The sequence below is a fragment of the Novosphingobium mangrovi genome, from assembly GCF_022818885.1.
Lineage (GTDB): Bacteria > Pseudomonadota > Alphaproteobacteria > Sphingomonadales > Sphingomonadaceae > Novosphingobium > Novosphingobium mangrovi.
In genome coordinates this window covers 1-16,668 of record NZ_JALHAT010000027.1, presented here as the reverse complement: position 1 = coordinate 16,668, position 16,668 = coordinate 1, and the positions used below count along the sequence as shown (strand labels likewise).

The 16,668-nt window shown below is 66.7% G+C and carries 13 protein-coding genes, 1 tRNA gene and 1 pseudogene; 10 read left to right on the top strand and 5 right to left on the bottom strand.

Going from position 1 to position 16,668, the window contains the following annotated elements; all coding sequences use genetic code 11:
* Positions 1 to 298: pseudogene (locus MTR65_RS14185) on the top strand (hypothetical protein); the annotation flags it as partial.
* Positions 283 to 1,791 (top strand): PepSY-associated TM helix domain-containing protein, encoded by a 1,509-nt coding sequence (locus MTR65_RS14180; RefSeq protein WP_243801303.1) that lies wholly within the window; start codon positions 283 to 285, stop codon positions 1,789 to 1,791. The pseudogene MTR65_RS14185 and the gene MTR65_RS14180, both read left to right, overlap by 16 nt.
* A gap of 2 nt (positions 1,792 to 1,793) precedes the next feature.
* Here MTR65_RS14180 and MTR65_RS14175 read toward each other — a convergent pair whose 3' ends face one another.
* From MTR65_RS14175 to MTR65_RS14165, 3 genes are all read right to left on the bottom strand, one after another.
* Positions 1,794 to 2,318: a VOC family protein gene (locus tag MTR65_RS14175; RefSeq protein WP_243801301.1), complete on the bottom strand. Its 525-nt coding sequence runs from the start codon at positions 2,316 to 2,318 to the stop codon at positions 1,794 to 1,796.
* Between the two features lie 63 nt (positions 2,319 to 2,381).
* On the bottom strand, positions 2,382 to 3,617 hold the full coding sequence (locus MTR65_RS14170; RefSeq protein ID WP_243801298.1) for an MFS transporter: 1,236 nt from the start codon (positions 3,615 to 3,617) through the stop codon (positions 2,382 to 2,384).
* Between the two features lie 38 nt (positions 3,618 to 3,655).
* Complete coding sequence (locus MTR65_RS14165; RefSeq protein ID WP_243801296.1) at positions 3,656 to 6,076, bottom strand: TonB-dependent receptor; 2,421 nt, start codon at positions 6,074 to 6,076, stop codon at positions 3,656 to 3,658.
* Positions 6,077 to 6,547: 471 nt separating this feature from the next.
* Here MTR65_RS14165 and MTR65_RS14160 point away from each other — a divergent pair, with 471 nt between their 5' ends.
* From MTR65_RS14160 to MTR65_RS14140, 5 genes are all read left to right on the top strand, one after another.
* Entirely contained in the window at positions 6,548 to 7,312 is a 765-nt protein-coding gene (locus MTR65_RS14160; RefSeq protein ID WP_243801294.1) for a hypothetical protein, read from the top strand.
* Positions 7,313 to 7,359: 47 nt separating this feature from the next.
* A complete protein-coding gene (locus tag MTR65_RS14155; protein WP_243801292.1) occupies positions 7,360 to 8,724 on the top strand; it encodes an alpha/beta hydrolase in 1,365 nt (454 codons plus the stop codon).
* Positions 8,725 to 8,803: 79 nt separating this feature from the next.
* Positions 8,804 to 9,556: a GntR family transcriptional regulator gene (locus MTR65_RS14150; RefSeq protein ID WP_226638343.1), complete on the top strand. Its 753-nt coding sequence runs from the start codon at positions 8,804 to 8,806 to the stop codon at positions 9,554 to 9,556.
* Between the two features lie 29 nt (positions 9,557 to 9,585).
* Complete coding sequence (locus tag MTR65_RS14145; protein ID WP_243801290.1) at positions 9,586 to 10,491, top strand: alpha/beta fold hydrolase; 906 nt, start codon at positions 9,586 to 9,588, stop codon at positions 10,489 to 10,491.
* A gap of 404 nt (positions 10,492 to 10,895) precedes the next feature.
* The gene (locus MTR65_RS14140; protein WP_243801287.1) at positions 10,896 to 11,714 is read left to right on the top strand and encodes a ferredoxin--NADP reductase; all 819 of its coding nucleotides are present in this window, start codon (positions 10,896 to 10,898) and stop codon (positions 11,712 to 11,714) included.
* A gap of 74 nt (positions 11,715 to 11,788) precedes the next feature.
* On the opposite strand, the gene katG is transcribed toward MTR65_RS14140, so the two are convergent.
* The gene (katG, locus tag MTR65_RS14135; protein WP_243801285.1) at positions 11,789 to 13,972 is read right to left on the bottom strand and encodes a catalase/peroxidase HPI; all 2,184 of its coding nucleotides are present in this window, start codon (positions 13,970 to 13,972) and stop codon (positions 11,789 to 11,791) included.
* A gap of 314 nt (positions 13,973 to 14,286) precedes the next feature.
* On the opposite strand from katG, the gene aqpZ reads away from it, so the two are divergent.
* Positions 14,287 to 15,003, top strand: a complete 717-nt coding sequence (gene aqpZ, locus MTR65_RS14130; RefSeq protein ID WP_243801282.1) for an aquaporin Z — start codon at positions 14,287 to 14,289, stop codon at positions 15,001 to 15,003.
* Between the two features lie 55 nt (positions 15,004 to 15,058).
* On the opposite strand, the gene MTR65_RS14125 is transcribed toward aqpZ, so the two are convergent.
* Positions 15,059 to 15,135 (bottom strand) — tRNA-Arg (locus tag MTR65_RS14125).
* Positions 15,136 to 15,235: 100 nt separating this feature from the next.
* Between MTR65_RS14125 and MTR65_RS14120 the strand changes: the two genes are divergently transcribed.
* Both MTR65_RS14120 and MTR65_RS14115 read left to right on the top strand, forming a co-directional pair.
* On the top strand, positions 15,236 to 16,057 hold the full coding sequence (locus MTR65_RS14120) for a queuosine precursor transporter (protein WP_243801280.1): 822 nt from the start codon (positions 15,236 to 15,238) through the stop codon (positions 16,055 to 16,057).
* Positions 16,058 to 16,118: 61 nt separating this feature from the next.
* Positions 16,119 to 16,668, top strand: a 550-nt coding sequence (locus MTR65_RS14115; RefSeq protein WP_243801278.1) for an AAA family ATPase, incomplete at its 3' end; no start/stop codon positions are given.

The window sequence follows — 16,668 nt, the reverse complement described above, 5'->3', positions numbered from 1 at the left end:
CGCAGCGCGCCGCGCGCCGCGACCGAGCCTGCCGGACATCGCGCGCCGCACCGGCGTCTTCCTCATCGTCGCCCTTGCCGATCTTGTCGCCTCGCTGGCGTTTGGCTGGGGTGCACAGCGCCTGGCCTGGCTGTCAGGCATGGCCGAGGCCGACGCCCTGATCGTGGGCCTGTTCGCCCTGCCGCTGTGCTGGGCGCTTCTGGCAAGCTGGCAATTGACCCGCATTCGCATCACCGACATGCTCTTGGCCGCACTTGGTGTGGCCATCGCCGGAGGACTTCCATGGCTGACGCTGTAAATCCCGACGCACAAGGCGCTCCCACTCCGGCCTCCAAGGGCGGCTTCGTGGCGCGCGCCCTCAACGGGCACGCGGCCCTTGGTCTGCTGACCGGCGCGCTGCTCTATCTCGTCTGCCTGTCGGGCGCGCTGGCCGTCTTCCAGCAGGACCTCCAGCGCTGGGAAGAACCCGGCGCGGCCGAGATGACCTCGATGTCGCCCGCGGCCGTGCAACGCGCGATCGAGGGCACGCTCGAACGCCAGGGCAAGACCACCGACCATGCCTATGTCCACATGCCCACGCGCGGCCTGCCCCGCACCGTCGTCACCACCGACAACGGCGCGAACTATGTCGATGCGCAAGGCAACTACGACCGGCCCGAGGCGCATGCATGGACGCAGTTCGTGCTCTATTTGCACTATTACCTGAACCTGCCCGCGTTCTGGGGGATCATGGTGACCGGCGCGCTCGGCGCGATGCTGGTGGCGGCCGTCGTCACCGGTGTCCTGGCCCACCCGCGCATCTTTCGCGACGCGTTCCGCATGCGCCTGCGCGCCCAGCCGCAGTTGGCCCGCGCGGACCTGCACAACCGTTTCGGGGTCTGGCTCCTTCCCTTCATCGCCGCACTGGGCTTTACCGGCGCTGTCATCGGGCTGGGCCAGCTCGTCTTCTACACCGCCGCGCAGGAGCGCCACGGCGGCAACCTCGAAGAGGCCTTCGCCCCGATCTTCGGCGAACACCCGCCGCACGATCCCGCGCCCGCCCCCGTCGCACGCGCCGACCGCGCGCTGGAGTGGATGGCGCAGAACCACCCGGACCTTTTCGTCAGCTATGTCACCATCGAGGAGACCGCCACGGCGGGCCAGCAGATCTCGGTCCTCGCCGAGCATCCGCGCCGCCTGATCTATGGTGAGAACTACCTCTTCGATGGCGAGGGCAACTTCAAGAAGGCGCTTGGCCTAGCCGATGGCGCCTTGGGCCAGCAGGCGGCCGCTTCGGTCTACAAGCTGCACTTCGGCACCTATGGCGGCGTGCCCGTGGAACTGGCCTACCTCGTCTTCGGCCTTGCGCTGTGCGCGATCATCTCGACCGGCACCACGCTGTGGCTGATGAAGCGGCGAGCCAAGGGCCTGCCCTCCCCCCGCCTGGAGGCGGTCTGGGCGGTGACGATCTGGGGGAGCCCGATCCTGATGACAGGAGCCTACTGGCTGCGCGTCTCGGCCGGGCCGCAGCTGCCCTTCGCCGCGCTGTTCTGGTCAGCGCTGGTGCTGGCCACGATCCTGGCCGCTCTGCACCCGGCGCTGGCCCCCTCGCCCACCTTGCGGCGGGTGCTGGCCGCCATGCTGGCGCTGACCGGGATCGGCCACGTGATCTTTGCAGGCCCCCTGCCCATGGGCTCGCTGCTGATCGATGCCGCGCTTTGCCTGGGCGCGCTGGCGCTCGTTGGCCCCGAGGCCCTGCACCTGTGGCGCCGGGAGCGCGCGGGCAAACCGCACCTCGCGGCGCAGCGCTGAAATCAGGTCGCGTAGTCGAGCTCGGGGCGCATGCGCTCCTGCTCGGCCGGGTCGGTCTCGACGAGGTTGATCAGGACCCCGTCGGGATCGCGCAGGCACACCTCAAGCTGGGCGCGGTGCTCCATCGCGAAGGTCTGCGGCTCGGGTGCCCAGGTGGCGCCCAGCGCGCGCAAGCGCTCCATCGTGGCCAGGATATCGGTGACGTAGAAGACCAGCGCCACCTCGCCGATGCGCGCAGGGCCGGTGGGCGCGGGGAGTTCCTCCTGCGTCGTGCCATCGGCCAGCTGGAACAGGCCGACCATGCCGTAGTTCGGCCCCGGCCGCTTCAGAATGCAGATGTCGAACGGGCGCGGATCGTCGAACCCCAGGATTGCGGTCGCCGACGGGTGCGCAAGGCGCGCCTCGATATAGGTCTCCGACAGGCCGATGGCCCGGTAAAAGGCCGCCGAGCGTGCCATATCGCGCACGAAGATCGTGGACCGGATCAGCGCGGAGCTGGGAAGGGATGGCTGGGTCGGTGTCGTCATGTGCGCAGGCCTCGCCTCGTGATCTTCGGGTGAAGTCAGGAGGCTAGGCCCGAGCCCTTGAAATCACACGTCCCGGCGGGAGAGCTGTTCACGCCCCGGATAGCGCCCGAGCGCCAGCAGCGCCGCGCCGCCGATGGCAAAGAGCACGACCGCAACCGTCAGCATGAGATCGTAGCTGCCGGTCGTGTCGCGCACATAGCCATAGAGCATGGGCGAAATCGCCGAACCGATGCCGAAGGGCGCATAGAGGAAGCCATAGATCCGCCCGTAGTGACGCAGGCCGAAATAGCGCGCGGTCATGAAGGCCACGATGTCGGTCTCGGTCCCGGCCGCAACACCGATCAGGAAACCACCAAAGAGAATGAGCGGGAAGCTCGTGCTGGTCCCCATCAGGAGGTAGCAGGCAATCGCGGGCAGCAGCATCGCAGGGAACGCGACGCCCGGCGCCCAGAACCGGTCGAAGAGGTATCCGATGCCAAGGCGCCCGATCAGGATGCCCAGCGCCACGCAGCTCATCACCGTGGCCGCATCGCCCGCGGTAAAGCCGTGCAGCTCGACCATCTGGGCCATGTGGATATGCGCGCCGCCATAGGAGAACGAGATCAGCAGCGTGCTGACCAGCAGGATCCAGAACTGGCGGCCATGCATGGCCTGGCGCAGCGAGAGCCCGACGACATCGCCATCGGCCGCCTGCTCCAGCGTGGCGGGGCGCTCTTCCGGGCGCGGCTCGCGAAACCAGGCGAGGATGAAAGGCATCGCCAGGAACAGCGCAAAGACGGTGGCCGCCGGAAAGGCCGCGCGCCACCCGCCCAGGTTGATCGCGAAGTTGACGAAGTGCGGCACGAACATGGCGGTCGCGCTGGTGCCCAGCAGCATGATGCCAAGGGCCAGCCCCCGGTGCCGGTCGAACCACATCGCGACCGCGCGGCTCCAAGTCACCGGCGTCGAGCCGATGGCGACAAGGCCCAGCGCAGCCCACCACATGTACCAGCCGGGCAGCCAGTCGGGCACGAAATAGAACGAGGCGAAGACGAGAATGAAGGCCAGCATCGAGAGGATGCCGACCCGGCGCACACCGAAGCGGTCGCAGAAGCCGCCATAGACAGGCGCCAGCATGGCGCCCAGCACACCCCACATCAGCGTGGCGGCGCTGATCTGGGTATAGTCCCAGCCGAACTCGTCATGGATCGGACCCATGACGAGCGGCAGGACGTTGAACGGGATCGGCGAGGCGCCACACGCGGTTGCGAGGAGGGCGGCAAAGACGACCTTCCACCCCTTCTTGAATTCACTAGCCAATTGTTTTGCCTCGACGATCCTGTTTGGGTTTCAAAGTATCAGAAATTGTACCGCAGCTTGCCCATGATGGTGCGCGGCGGATTGATGTACGAATAGCCCAGATAGCTCTCGGCATAGACCTCGTTCGTGCAGTTCTGGCAATTGACCGAGAGCTGCCACTGGTTGTCCGGCCCGTTGAGCGCGACGCCGGCATTCAGCATCCACTGCGCCTTGGCGTGCGAACCCACGACATAGCGGTTGCCCGAAGCCTCGTAGGTGCCCGTGCCGGTGTCGGCATCGTAGTAAATCGTACGGTTGGCCGACTGGACTTCCATGGCCGAACGCCAGGTCGCATCGACCGAGGGAACGAGCGAGAGATCGCCCATCGGGATCTCGTAGCTTCCGCCCATGGCCAGCGTCCAGTCGGGCGTGCGGACCGGGGTGGAGATAGAGCCGCTGTCGGTCACGATGCCCACGCCGCAGCGCGAGGTAACGCCCGCGAGGCACTCGGCCTGCTGCGCTGCGACCGAGAGCACGCCGTACTCGTCGGCAACCGGCGCGTCGCGGTCGATGATGTACTTGTCGTCCTGGTAACCTGCGGTGAGGTGCAGGTTGAGGCCAGGCGTCGGCACGAACACGAACTCGGCTTCCACGCCCTTGTTGCGGTAGTCGGCGAAGTTGCGGGTGAGGAAGGCGATCGAGCCATCGTCACGCACGAAGCCCGCCGGGGTCTGCAGATCCGAGATGTCCATCCAGTAGACGGTGAGGTTGGCGCGCAGCATGCGGTTGAACCATTCCGACTTGATGCCCGCCTCGTAGCTCCACACGCGTTCGGGGCCGAAGGGCAGGAACTCGCCCGGGCGCGTCGCGCGCGAGGCCCAGCCGCCCGACTTGAAGCCCTTGGTGGCGCTGGCATAGAGCAGCACGTCCGGGTTGATCTGGTAGTTGATCGCAAAGCGCGGGGTCCAGATCTTGGTCTTCTGCTGGAGCGGAATGCCCGCCGCCTGGAGATTGCCGTCGTTGAGACAGGCCGGACCACCCGTGAAGCAGACCTCGCGAAGGTCGTTGATGCCCACCTTCTTGGTCTCGTCGGTGTAGCGAATGCCCGCGGTCAGCTTGAGGCGGTCGGTGACGTTGGCGTCGAACTGGGCATAGCCCGCCAGCGACTCGGTCGAATTCTTGAGGATCTTGTCGTCGAGCAACAGCGCGAAGGAGGACGACAGGCCGAAGATATCGGCCGTGTTCGTGTTGTTCTTCTCCTTCATGTAGAAGCCGCCCACGACGTAGTCGAGGAAGCCGTCGAAGAGCGTTCCGTTGATCTTCACTTCCTGGCTGATCTGGTCGGTCCAGATGTCACCCAGGATGGTGAAGCCGCCGTGGGGATAGCCGCCCACGGCCGGATAGGGATTGGCAATCGAGGGCGCCGAACGGCCATCGTAGAAGTCGAGACCGTACTCCATGTTCTGACGCAGGTAACCGGTGATGAACTCGACCGTCGCCTCGTCGGCCACGTCGACCGAGAACTTGGAGGTGATGAGGTCGGTGACCGACTTGCTGTGCTGGCCATAGTCGGCCTTGTCACCCGTCACGCCCAGATCGCGGAAGACGTCCGAGGAGGCCTCGGTGTAGCCGCTGGAGGCATAGCGTCCGCTGCATTCGCTCGGATCGGCGGGATCGCAGTCGAAGTTCAGGATGTTCTCGGATTCGTCGACGATGTGGGTGTAGCCGGCCGACCAGCGCACTGAATCGCTGAGTTCGCCGCGCAGGGCGAGGCGCGCGCCCCAACCGTCGATGTCGTTGAGACGGTCGCCCGTCGTCGTGTTCTTCACATAGCCGTCGCTGTCCTGCCAGTAGGCCGAAACCTTGGCCGCGAAGGTCGGGCTGAGCGGCACGTTGATCGAGCCGCGCAGGGTCTTGGCCTCGTAGCTGCCGTAGCCGCCCTCGATGAAGCCACCAATCGAATCGAACTCGGGCTGGGCCATGTGGACCGAGACCGCGCCGCCCGTGGTGTTGCGGCCGAAAAGCGTGCCCTGCGGCCCGCGCAGGACTTCGATGCGGTCGATGTCGAAGGTCGAGAAGTTGTTGGCGCCCTGGCGCGAGATGTAGACGTCATCGACGTAGGTGCCGACCGGGGGATCGAAGGTCGCGATGGATTCGGTGCTGCCGATACCGCGGATGTAGTACGTGTTCGAGGACCCCAGGCCGGTGTTGTTCATGCCGATCATGTTGGGGATGTACTGCACGACCTGAAGCGTGCTCGTGACGCCGCGCGCGTCGAGTTCCGCGCCCGAAATCGCCGAGATCGCGATCGGCACGCTCTGCGCGGTTTCCTCGCGGCGCTGTGCGGTGACGACGATCTCCGCGACCTGGGCCGCAGGGCGGCGGGCGCTCTCACTCTCCCCGTCCTGGGCAAGTGCCGGGGTCGCGATCGCGAAAAGACCGCAAAGCGCGGTGCTGGCCGTCAGTACTGCTTTCCTCATGTTCCATCCCTTTGTGTTGCGCGGCTACCGAAGTGGCCGTTCGGGCTGGCTCCACACCCTCGAAGGAGCCATTCGCGCCGGAGCGCTCGATCTGCGTCGAACTGCTCCGGATTTCCCCTACGAAGGTTCGTCCCGAGAGGCCTTCTGTCAAGCCAGAAATGGCGACACTTGACTTTTTTGGTATAAGCCCATTACAAAATTGTCACAGGCCGCACGAATCACACAAATAATCCAACTAAAGTGCTGATTTAAAGGCATTCCTATCGACGCCATCAGACAATGCAGCGAAGCCCCAAGGGCATTCCGCAACGCTTGACAGGTGGCAATTTGTCCAGACATATCCAAGGCAGGACACCGCAAAGCGCAGGGCTCAGCCCCTATCCGACAGGCGGACATGAGATTGCCAGGTGCACGTCTGAGAGTCCGGCTCACCCCAGGCCTGACATCTGAAAAAAGGGAGACCGTCGACCGATGAACAGCCCCGCCTCCACCCCCGCCGGTTCGGCCAGCGCGGCCTTTGCGCCGCTCCCGCGCCGCCGCGGCCGGATCAACTATCGCAAGGTCGATGAAACCGCGCCCTGGGGCTTCGAGGACTGGGACATCACGCTCGGCGCCGATGGCATGCGCACCCTCACCTCGCACTGCGAACTCGCCATTGCAGGTGACATCGTCGTGCGTGACAGCGTGATCTCGGTCCACGCCGACTTCCACCCTTGCGAGGCCTATGTGCGGATCATGAACAAGGGGCTGCTGACCGGCAGCGGCTGGTTCCGCTTCACCGACACCGAGGCCCACTGCGAAAGCTATTCGCAGGACCTGGGGCGGGTCAGCCAGACCATCGAGATCCAGCGCCCGATGCGCGGCTTTGGCCTTCACGCGGTACAGTCCGATGGCTGGCTGGCCGCCACCTTCCCCTTCGAGAAAGGCGTGGGCCATGTCGAGTTCAAGGGGCGCAACCTGATGCACAGCCTGCATCACCTGGGCGCCACCGGCCCGAGCCTTGCCACCACCACTTCGGGCTTCGAATTCATGGGCGTGGAGGAAGTGACGGTCCCGGCCGGCACCTTTGAATGCAACCGGGTGCGCCTGCGCGGCATCGTCAACGACCATCCCCCCTACGACATGTGGCTGAGCCGCGACGCCGACCGTCTCTACATCAAGGGCGAGGCGCAAGGGTACCTGGCCTCGGTTTTCGAACTCGTTGACCTTGACGGCGCGCCGCTCGGCGACGCCTGAGCCCCACCCTGCCCTCTCGCCTGAACCAACCGAAAGACCCCGCCTTCATGGAAATCACCCGCCACTTCGTCGATGTCGGCTCCCGGCGCGTCCACTACCGCCGCTGCGGCACAGGCCCCGTCGTGCTGATGGTCCACCAGAGCCCGCGCTCCTCGACCGAGTACGAGGCGCTGATGCGCACGTGGGGCGCGAACTTCACCTGCATTGCGCCCGACACGCCGGGCTTTGGCCAGTCCGATCCGCTGCCCGACGCCGATGCCACCATCGATGACTTCTCCGACGCGCTGGTCGACCTGCTCGAGGCGCTGGGGCTGGAGAAGGTCGCGGCCTACGGCTTCCACTCGGGCGGTACGATCCTGGTCAACACGCTCAAGCGCGCGCCCGAGCGCTTCACCGCGCTCGCCATCGGCGGCTACGCGATCTGGACCGAGGAGGAGAGCAAGGCCTTCTCGGAAAGCTACCTCCCGCCCTTCCAGCCCAGTGGCTACGGCGAACACCTGACCTGGCTGTGGAACCGCATCCTGGAACAGACCTGGTTCTTCCCCTGGTTCGACACCCGCAAGGAGGCGCGTATCGGCGTCGCCCATGCCGATCCGGTGCGCGTGGATGCCGTGATCCGCGAGATGCTCGATTCGGGCGATGCCTACCGTGTGGGCTATGGCGCGGTGCTGCGCGCCCCGCGCGAAGTCCCCGGCCCTGACGACGAGACCCGCCCGGTCCTCATCCTCGCCTACGCCGCCGACGTTCTTTACGAGCACATCGACCGCCTGCCCGCCCTCCCCGCCCAGTGGGAGGCGCGCAAGGTTGCAACGCCTGCCGACCAGCAGGACCAGCATATCGCGCACCTGGGCGCCCACGCCTGCCCGCCCCCGGCGAACCTGGGCGAATGCGCGGACGAAGGTTTCCTGACCCTCACCTGCGAGGGCTTTTCGGGACGCCTGCACTGGCGCGGCCCCAGGGATGCGGGCAAGCCGCTGGCGATCCATGCGCCGGGCAGCTCGCTGGAGCTCCTCGACACGACCTCGGCCTGCGCCATCGATCTGCCCGGCCACGGCCTCTCGGACGACTGGAGCGGCCCTGCCCCGACCGACCGCGCCAGCTGGATGGCGGTGATCGAAGCCGCGCAGGAGGCCTTGGGCTGCGGCGAGATCCTCCTGCCGCCCGCCCCGCTCGGCGATCCCGAGGCGCTGTTCCCCGACCTCACGCCCGACCGCTTCGGCGCCTACCTTACCCGCGCCTGGTCGATCGTGCGCGCGGGCAAGATGTTCGCGCCGTGGTACGAGGCCAGCGCGGCGAACGCGATCGACTTTGCCCCCGAGGCGCTCGATCCCCGGACCTTGCGCATCGAGCACCGCGCCCTTCTGCGCAGCCGCGCCGCGAAGGCGTGGGCAAGTGCCTGCCAGAACGTGTAAAGATACAGCACATGCAGGTATGGGGGCGCTTGGACAGGCGCTCCCAGCGCCCACTATCCGATCTGACCAGGGAGAGACCGTGAGCAAGAGGCAGGCGCCACGTTACGAACAGCTCGCCGACGAACTGCGCCGCGCGATCCGCTCCGGCCAGTTCGACACGGACGCGACCTTTCCCACCGAGAACGCCCTTTGCGAGCACTATGGCGTCAGCCGCTTCACCGTGCGCGAGGCGCTGCGCTGCCTGCAGGGAGACCGGCTGATCTCGCGCCGGCGCGGCTCGGGCACCGTGGTGGAACCACGCAGCGTACGCGAGAGCGCGCGGTTCCAGGCCTATTCCAGCCTCGATGCCAGCCGCCAGTACGCGGCCGATGCCCGCATGACACTGGCCCGCGATGGCGAGGCGCTCCTGCCGCGCAGTCTGGCCGCCTTCGTCGAGCCGCAGCACACGGCCCTCCACAAGAGCAAATGGGCGCGCCTGCGCGGCCTTCGCACCCAGGGCGGCGGGGATGACCGCCCGGTCGCCGCGATCGAAGCCTACGTGCGCCCGGACCTGGCGCACCTGCTGACCCGCGTCGATCTCGATTCCCTCGCACTCTTTCGCCAGCTTGAGAGCCACGGGGACTTCACCATCGGCCGGGTCATCCAGCAGATCGCCTCGGTCCCGGCCAGCATCGCCATGGCCAAGGCGCTGGAGATCCCGCGCCGCACTCCCTGCCTGCGAATCGTGCGCGTCTACCACGACAGCGACGGCGTACCCTTCGAGATCACCAACACCCACCACCCGGGCGAGGCTTTCTCCTATTCCATGGTGATCGAGCCCGAACAGACCTGAGCCCTGTCCATCCCTGCAAGGAGACATCCATGACGGCCGTTCGCCGCCGCTACGCCGATGGCCGTTTCGGCCAGGTCCACGCCCGGATTGCACAGCCTGTCAGGGACTGCGGCCAACGCCCGCTCCTGCTCATCCACATGAGCCCGATGACGGGCCGCATCTTCGAGGCGCTGACGGCCGAAATGGGCGAGGACCGCCTGAGCGTCGCCTTCGACACGCCCGGCTATGGCCAGTCCGATGCCCCGGACACGCAGCCCACCATCGAGACCTACGCCGCGGCGCTGGGCGAGGCGATGGACGCGCTTACCCCCGATCGACGCTTTGACATCCTGGGCTATCATACAGGTTCGCTGACCGCGACCGCGCTTGCCGCGCTCAGCCCTGCCCGCGTGCGCCGTCTCGTCCTCATCGGCGCGCCGCTCTTCACCCCGCAGGAACGCGCCACCTTCAAGAGCTACTACGGCCCGACGAGCCCGAGCGCGGACGGCGAGCACCTGGCAAAGCGGTGGCGCGGTTTCGTCCACCACTACCAGCGCCCCGGCATGAGCCTGGACGAGGTTGCCGAACACTTCGAGGAGGCCATGACCGGCGGTGCCAACGCCTGGTGGGGCCATGCCGCGGCCTTCGACTACGATCTGGAAGCGGCCCTCAAGGCCCTCGCCCACCCCACGCTTATCCTCAAGACCGGCGATGACCTAGCCCGGCAGACCGAGCCGGCCCGCGATCTTTCGCCGCACATCGATATGCTCGATGCGCCCGGTTGGGGCCATGGCTTTGCCACCACCCACGCCCGGGACGTCGCGGGCGTGCTGCGCGCCTGGCTCGATGCCGAAAGCCGAGAGGCACGGGCTGCCGTAATGGACGCCCCGGCCCCGGCCTCGGCCCTTGGCCCGATATGGCCCCCGCCCGAGGCGGGAAGCTTCGCGCCGGAATGACCCCGAGCTCCAACTTGCGACCGATTCGCAAAAGGTGCCGCATCGCAAAGACCCGAACCTGCTCCAGTGCCGCCCGGACGGCCCGGCCCGCGCACCATTTTTCGCACCTGCAGAACCATGGCTGGCGCCCGAAAACTGTCACTTTCCCGCGAGTTGCACCCTACGTGTTAGAAAACTTTGGCCCGCGCCAAGCAAATTTCGACCCCGCCACGTCTGGCCATATCTTGACCGAGGGGCCAAGTTACGCTTGACGCACGCCACACGAGATGGGTCGTGTCCCGCTTCGCCCGGAGGCTGCGGCGGCGTGGCCCGACCACGCCGCAGACGCCGCCAGGCGGGGACCTCCCGCTCCCGGCGCGCCGAGCGAGCTAACGAATTTTGCGCATACCGAGGAATTTGACACGATGAGCGAACCCACTGCCGAAGCCCCGGTAACTCTCGAACCCACCAAGGCGCTGAGCGTCGAGACGGTGAACTCGGTCCACCACTGGAACGACCGCCTCTTCAGCTTCAAGATCACGCGCCCCTCGACCTTCCGTTTCCGCTCGGGCGAATTCATCATGATCGGCCTGATGGACGACAACGGCCGCCCGCTGCTGCGCGCCTACTCGGTCGCCAGCCCCGCCTGGGACGAGGAACTCGAGTTCCTCTCGATCAAGGTCCAGGACGGCCCGCTGACCTCGCGCCTGCAGAAGATCCAGCCCGGCGACCAGATCTTCCTTGGCCGCAAGCCGGTCGGCACGCTCGTCACCGACGCGCTGCTGCCGGGCAAGCGCCTGTTCTTCTTCTCGACCGGCACCGGCCTTGCTCCCTTCATGTCGCTCGCACGTGATCCCGACGTCTACGAGATGTTCGATCAGGTCATCTGCGTCCACGGCGTGCGCCAGGTGAGCGACCTTGCCTACCGCGAGATGCTCGAAGCGCGTCTCGCCGAGGACCCGCTGGTGGGCGAAGAGGCGGTGGAGAAGTTCCACTACGTCCCCTCGGTGACGCGTGAGGAATTCCACACCACCGGCCGCATCGGCGACCTCATCGAGAACGGCCGCCTGTTCCAGGGCCTGGACGGCGATGCCAAGCTCAACCCGGAGACCGACCGCATCATGCTGTGCGGCTCGATGGACATGATCAAGGGCCAGGCCGAGTACCTCGAAAGCATCGGCTTTACCGAGGGCTCCAACTCCAAGCCCGGCGACTTCGTGATCGAGCGCGCCTTCGTCGACTGATTCCGTCTCCATGTACCCGAGACACGAAAAGGGCCGCAGCGATGCGGCCCTTTTTTGTGTCCGGCAAGATGCGATCAGGCGAGGTCGAAGCGGTCCGCGTTCATCACCTTGGTCCAGGCCGCCACGAAGTCCTCGACGAACTTCTGCTGGTTGTCGTCCTGCGCGTAGACTTCCGCGTAGGCGCGCAGGATCGAATTCGCGCCGAAGGTGAGGTCGAGTTCGCTCGCCGTCCACTTGGTCTTGCCCGAGGCCCGGTCGATCACGGCATAGTTGCCGTCTTCCATCTTCTCCCAGCGATTGCCCATGTCCACGAGGTTCACGAAGAAGTCGGTGCTGAGCACGCCCTCGCGCTCGGTGAACATGCCCAGCTCGCTGTTGCCATGGTTGGTGCCGAGCACCCGCATGCCGCCCACGAGCACGGTCATTTCCGGCGCGGTCAGCCCCATCAGCTGGGTGCGGTCGAGCATGAGTTCGGCCGGGCTGACCGCAAAGTCGGCCTTCAGCCAGTTGCGGTAGCCATCATGGACCGGCTCGAGCGGCTCGAAGCTCTCTGCGTCGGTCTGCTGCGCGCTCGCGTCGCCGCGTCCGGGCGTGAAAGGCACCTCGATCGGAAAGCCCGCCGCCGCGGCGGCCTGCTCGATCGCGACGTTGCCTGCCAGCACGATCGTATCGGCAAGACTTGCCCCCACCGAGTCCGCCAGCGAGGCGAGGACACCGATCACCCGGCCCAGCCGCTCGGGCTCGTTGCCCTCCCAGTCCTTCATGGGCACCAGGCGAATGCGCGATCCGTTCGCCCCGCCCCGCATGTCCGAGGCGCGAAACGTGCGCGCGCTGTCCCAGGCCGTCGACACCAGCGCGCGCGTGGTGAGGCCACTGCCCGCGATCCATTCCTTGAGCGCGGCGACGTCATAGTCGGTGGGGCCCTGCGGCACCGGGTCCTGCCAGAGCAGCTCCTCGGCCGGAACGTCGGGGCCGAAATAGCGCGCCCTTGGCCCCATGTCCCGGTGGGTCAGCTTGAACCAGGCCCGCGCGAAGGCGTCCTTGAAGCGTGCCGGATCGGCCCGGAAACCTTCCATGATGCGCCGGTAGTCGGGGTCGACCTTGAGCGCCATGTCCGCGTCGGTCATGATCGGGTTGTGGCGCTTGGCGGGATCGGCGACGTCGAGCGGACGATCCGCCTCATCAATGGAAACAGGCTCCCACTGCCAGGCCCCCGCCGGGCTCTTGGCCAGCTCCCATTCGTGATCGAAGAGCATGTCGAAATAGCCCATGTCGAAGACCGTGGGATTGCTCGTCCAGGCCCCCTCGATGCCGCTGGTGATCGCGTCGGGGCCGACCCCGGTGCCGCCCGGATTGACCCAGCCGAACCCCTGCGCCTCAACGCCCGCCGCCTCGGGCTCGGGGCCGAGCGCGCTGGCATCGCCGTTGCCATGGCACTTGCCCACGGTGTGCCCGCCTGCGGTGAGCGCGGCGGTTTCCTCATCGTCCATGGCCATGCGTGCGAAAGTGACGCGCATGTCGTGCGCGGTCTTCATCGGATCGGGATGGCCATCCACCCCTTCGGGATTGACGTAGATGAGCCCCATCATGACCGCCGCCAGCGGGTTTTCCAGGTCCCGCTCGCCGGAGTAGCGGGTGCCCTCGCTGCCACTGGGAGCCAGCCAGTCCGTCTCGCTCCCCCAGTAGGTATCGATTTCAGGCGCCCAGATGTCCTCGCGCCCGAAGCCGAAACCGAACGGCTCCAGCCCCATCGTCTCGTACGCGATCGTGCCCGCAAGGATCATCAGATCGGCCCAGCTGACCGCATTCCCGTACTTCTTCTTGAGAGGCCAGAGCAGACGCCGAGCCTTGTCGAGGCTGACATTGTCGGGCCAGGAATTGAGCGGGGCAAAGCGCTGGTTACCCGTCCCCCCGCCGCCGCGCCCGTCGGCGATGCGGTAGGACCCGGCCGAGTGCCAGGCCATGCGGATCATGAGCCCGCCATAGTGCCCCCAGTCGGCGGGCCACCAGTCCTGGCTGTCGGTCATCAGCGCGCGCATATCCGCCTTCAGTCCCTCGATATCGAGCGATTTCAGCGCCTCGCGGTACGCGAAGCCCGCGCCCATCGGGTTGGTCTTGGTGTCGTGCTGGGCCAGAATCTCGAGCTTGAGGGCCTGGGGCCACCAGCCCGTGCTCGAGGTCCCCGCCGAAGTCATGCCTCCGTGGACGACGGGGCACGTGCCCCCCTTGGCGGTGTCGGTGGGCGTGCTCGCGTTCATCGCTTCGTGCTCCTCTCGTGGTCCGGACGCATCTCGAAGGCCGCTTAGCCCGGTGCGCCCTCTGGCTGGACACCACGCAGCCTATGCCCGTCTGCCCCCCGGCTCAAGGGCACACGCACGCGTTCACTCTGGACCGGCACACCCCTTGCCGGCCATTGCGGAAAACCCCAAGTACAGCGACGCACCTCCCCGCACGCGGACAGGTCCACGCGCCGCGTGCGTAGAAATATCCCCGACACCTCAGGCCTATCCACGAGAGCGCATGGCTAACACCCCTTTAAGATGAGCGCCTTCACGACAGGGAAGGGACTGCCATGCTGCGCACACTGGGTGCCGAATTGTTCGGAACGTTCTGGCTCGTCTTCGGAGGGTGTGGCGCAGCCGTGCTCGCGGCGGGCTTCCCCGACCTGGGTATCGGCTTTGCCGGGGTCGCCCTTGCCTTCGGACTGACCGTGCTGACCATGGCCTACGCCGTGGGCGGCATCTCGGGCGGACATTTCAACCCGGCGGTCTCGCTCGGCCTTGCCATTGCGGGCCGCTTTGCCTGGAGGGACCTGGTGCCGTACTGGATCGCGCAGCTGCTGGGCGCGATTGTCGCGGCCGCCGTCCTCTACGCCATCGCCTCGGGCCAGCCGGGCTTTACCGCAGGGGCCTTTGCTACGAATGGCTTTGGCGACCTCTCACCCGGGGGCTATTCGCTGAGCGCCGCGTTTCTTGCCGAGATCGTGCTGACCGCCGGTTTCCTGATCGTGATCCTGGGAGCCACTTCGGCCTATGTGCCGGGCGGCTTCGCGCCGATTGCCATTGGCCTTGCCCTCACGCTCATCCACCTCGTCTCGATTCCCGTCACCAACACCTCGGTAAACCCGGCCCGTTCGACCGGCGTGGCTCTCTTTGCCGAGACCGACGCCCTCATGCAGCTCTGGCTGTTCTGGAGCGCCCCCATGATCGGGGCTGCGCTGGGCGCGCTCATCTGGCGCTTCATCCTCACCCCGGGCGATGCGCTGGCCAACATCGGCGGCGAGACCTGAGCCGCCTCATTGCGCGAGGCCGCAAGGGCTCCGCCCCGAACAGAGGAAAGGGAAATGGCGCGCCCGGCAGGGTTCGAACCTGCGGCCCCAAGCTTAGAAGGCTCGTGCTCTATCCAGCTGAGCTACGGGCGCGCACATCAGGGCTCATAGCGCGCTTCGCGTTCTGCGCAAACCGCCTGAGGCGTGCAATCAACGCTTTGTTTGGGGGGAAAGGCAGGTTAGGCAAAGCGCCATGGCACAGGCGCACCCGCAAGCATCCCCCTCTTCCACCACCTCGAACCTCACCCGCATCGACGGGAAGAGCGGTGGGCGGCGCCATTTTCGCTATTTCGACTACGCAATGGCCGCCTTCGTCGCGATCCTGCTGCTCTCCAACCTCATCGGTGCGGCCAAGCTGACCACGGTCGAGGGCTGGACCTTCGGGGCAGGCATCCTGTTCTTCCCCGTCAGCTACGTGCTGGGCGACGTGCTGACCGAAGTCTACGGCTATGCCAACGCGCGGCGCTGCGTGTGGGTGGGCTTCTTCGCGCTGATCTTCATGGCCTTCATGAGCTTTGTCGTCGTCGCCATGCCCCCGTCGGCCGACTGGGGCTGTGCGGCAAGCGCCGACCCGCTGCTGGCCGATGTCGTGTCCGCCACCAACCCCGGCACCGTGTGCCAATCCACCTACGTCTCGGTCTTCGGCAGCACCTGGCGCATTGTTGCCGCCTCGGTCGTGGCCTTCTGGGCGGGCGAGTTCGTCAATTCCTACGTCATGGCCAAGATGAAGGTGTGGACGAAGGGCCGCCACATGTGGATGCGCACGATCGGCTCGACGGTTTTCGGGCAGGCGATGGACAGCGCGATCTTCTACCCGGTCGCGTTCCTGGGGGTGTGGACGGGCCAGTCGATCCTCGTCGTCATGCTCACCAACTGGGCGCTCAAGGTGTTGTGGGAGGCCGTCCTCACCCCGCTCACCTACCTCGTCGTAGGCTGGCTGAAAGCGCGCGAGGGCGTGGACGTCTTCGACGACAACCTCGACTTCTCGCCGTTTGCCAAGACCGACGCGGTCTGAGCGCGCCATAGCAAGGGCCTCTTGGCAAGCCGGGCCCGAACCGGCTAGGCCCGCGCGGCCCATGCTCGACCGCCTGTTCCTCTCCCGATTTCGCAACCACGGCGAAACCGTCCTTTCGGGCACGGCGCAGTTCAACCTGCTGGTCGGCGAGAATGGTGCGGGCAAGACCAACGTGCTGGAAGCCATCAGCCTGATCGCACCGGGGCGGGGCCTGCGCCGGGCAGGCCTTCCCGAAATTGCAGCCCAGGACGGGGGCGGCGGCTTTGCCGTCAGCGCGGACCTGTGCGTGCCGGGCGCGGCTCCTGTCCGCCTCGGGACCGGCACCGCGCCGGAAAGGCCGACCCGGCGCCTCGTCCAGGTCAACGGCGCCAACGCGACGGCCACGAGCCTTGCCGAGTGGCTCTCCATCGGCTGGCTGACCCCGGCGATGGACCGCCTCTTCACCGAAAGCGCGGGCGGACGGCGGCGTTTTCTCGACCGTCTGGTGCTGGCCCTTCGCCCCGCGCACGCAGGCCACGCCGCGCGGCTGGAGAACGCGGTGCGCGAACGCAACCGTATGCTCGCCGATCCGCGCACGCCCGACCCCTGGTGGCTCGATGCGATCGAACTCC

What these genes read in the sequence shown, in the direction of transcription:
- MTR65_RS14180 (WP_243801303.1), top strand. Translation starts at nt 283, where the DNA reads ATGGCTGACGCTGTAAATCCCGACGCACAAGGCGCTCCCACTCCGGCC.
- MTR65_RS14175 (WP_243801301.1), bottom strand. Translation starts at nt 2,318, where the DNA reads ATGACGACACCGACCCAGCCATCCCTTCCCAGCTCCGCGCTGATCCGG.
- MTR65_RS14165 (WP_243801296.1), bottom strand. Translation starts at nt 6,076, where the DNA reads ATGAGGAAAGCAGTACTGACGGCCAGCACCGCGCTTTGCGGTCTTTTC.
- MTR65_RS14160 (WP_243801294.1), top strand. Translation starts at nt 6,548, where the DNA reads ATGAACAGCCCCGCCTCCACCCCCGCCGGTTCGGCCAGCGCGGCCTTT.
- MTR65_RS14155 (WP_243801292.1), top strand. Translation starts at nt 7,360, where the DNA reads ATGGAAATCACCCGCCACTTCGTCGATGTCGGCTCCCGGCGCGTCCAC.
- MTR65_RS14145 (WP_243801290.1), top strand. Translation starts at nt 9,586, where the DNA reads ATGACGGCCGTTCGCCGCCGCTACGCCGATGGCCGTTTCGGCCAGGTC.
- MTR65_RS14140 (WP_243801287.1), top strand. Translation starts at nt 10,896, where the DNA reads ATGAGCGAACCCACTGCCGAAGCCCCGGTAACTCTCGAACCCACCAAG.
- katG (WP_243801285.1), bottom strand. Translation starts at nt 13,972, where the DNA reads ATGAACGCGAGCACGCCCACCGACACCGCCAAGGGGGGCACGTGCCCC.
- aqpZ (WP_243801282.1), top strand. Translation starts at nt 14,287, where the DNA reads ATGCTGCGCACACTGGGTGCCGAATTGTTCGGAACGTTCTGGCTCGTC.
- MTR65_RS14120 (WP_243801280.1), top strand. Translation starts at nt 15,236, where the DNA reads ATGGCACAGGCGCACCCGCAAGCATCCCCCTCTTCCACCACCTCGAAC.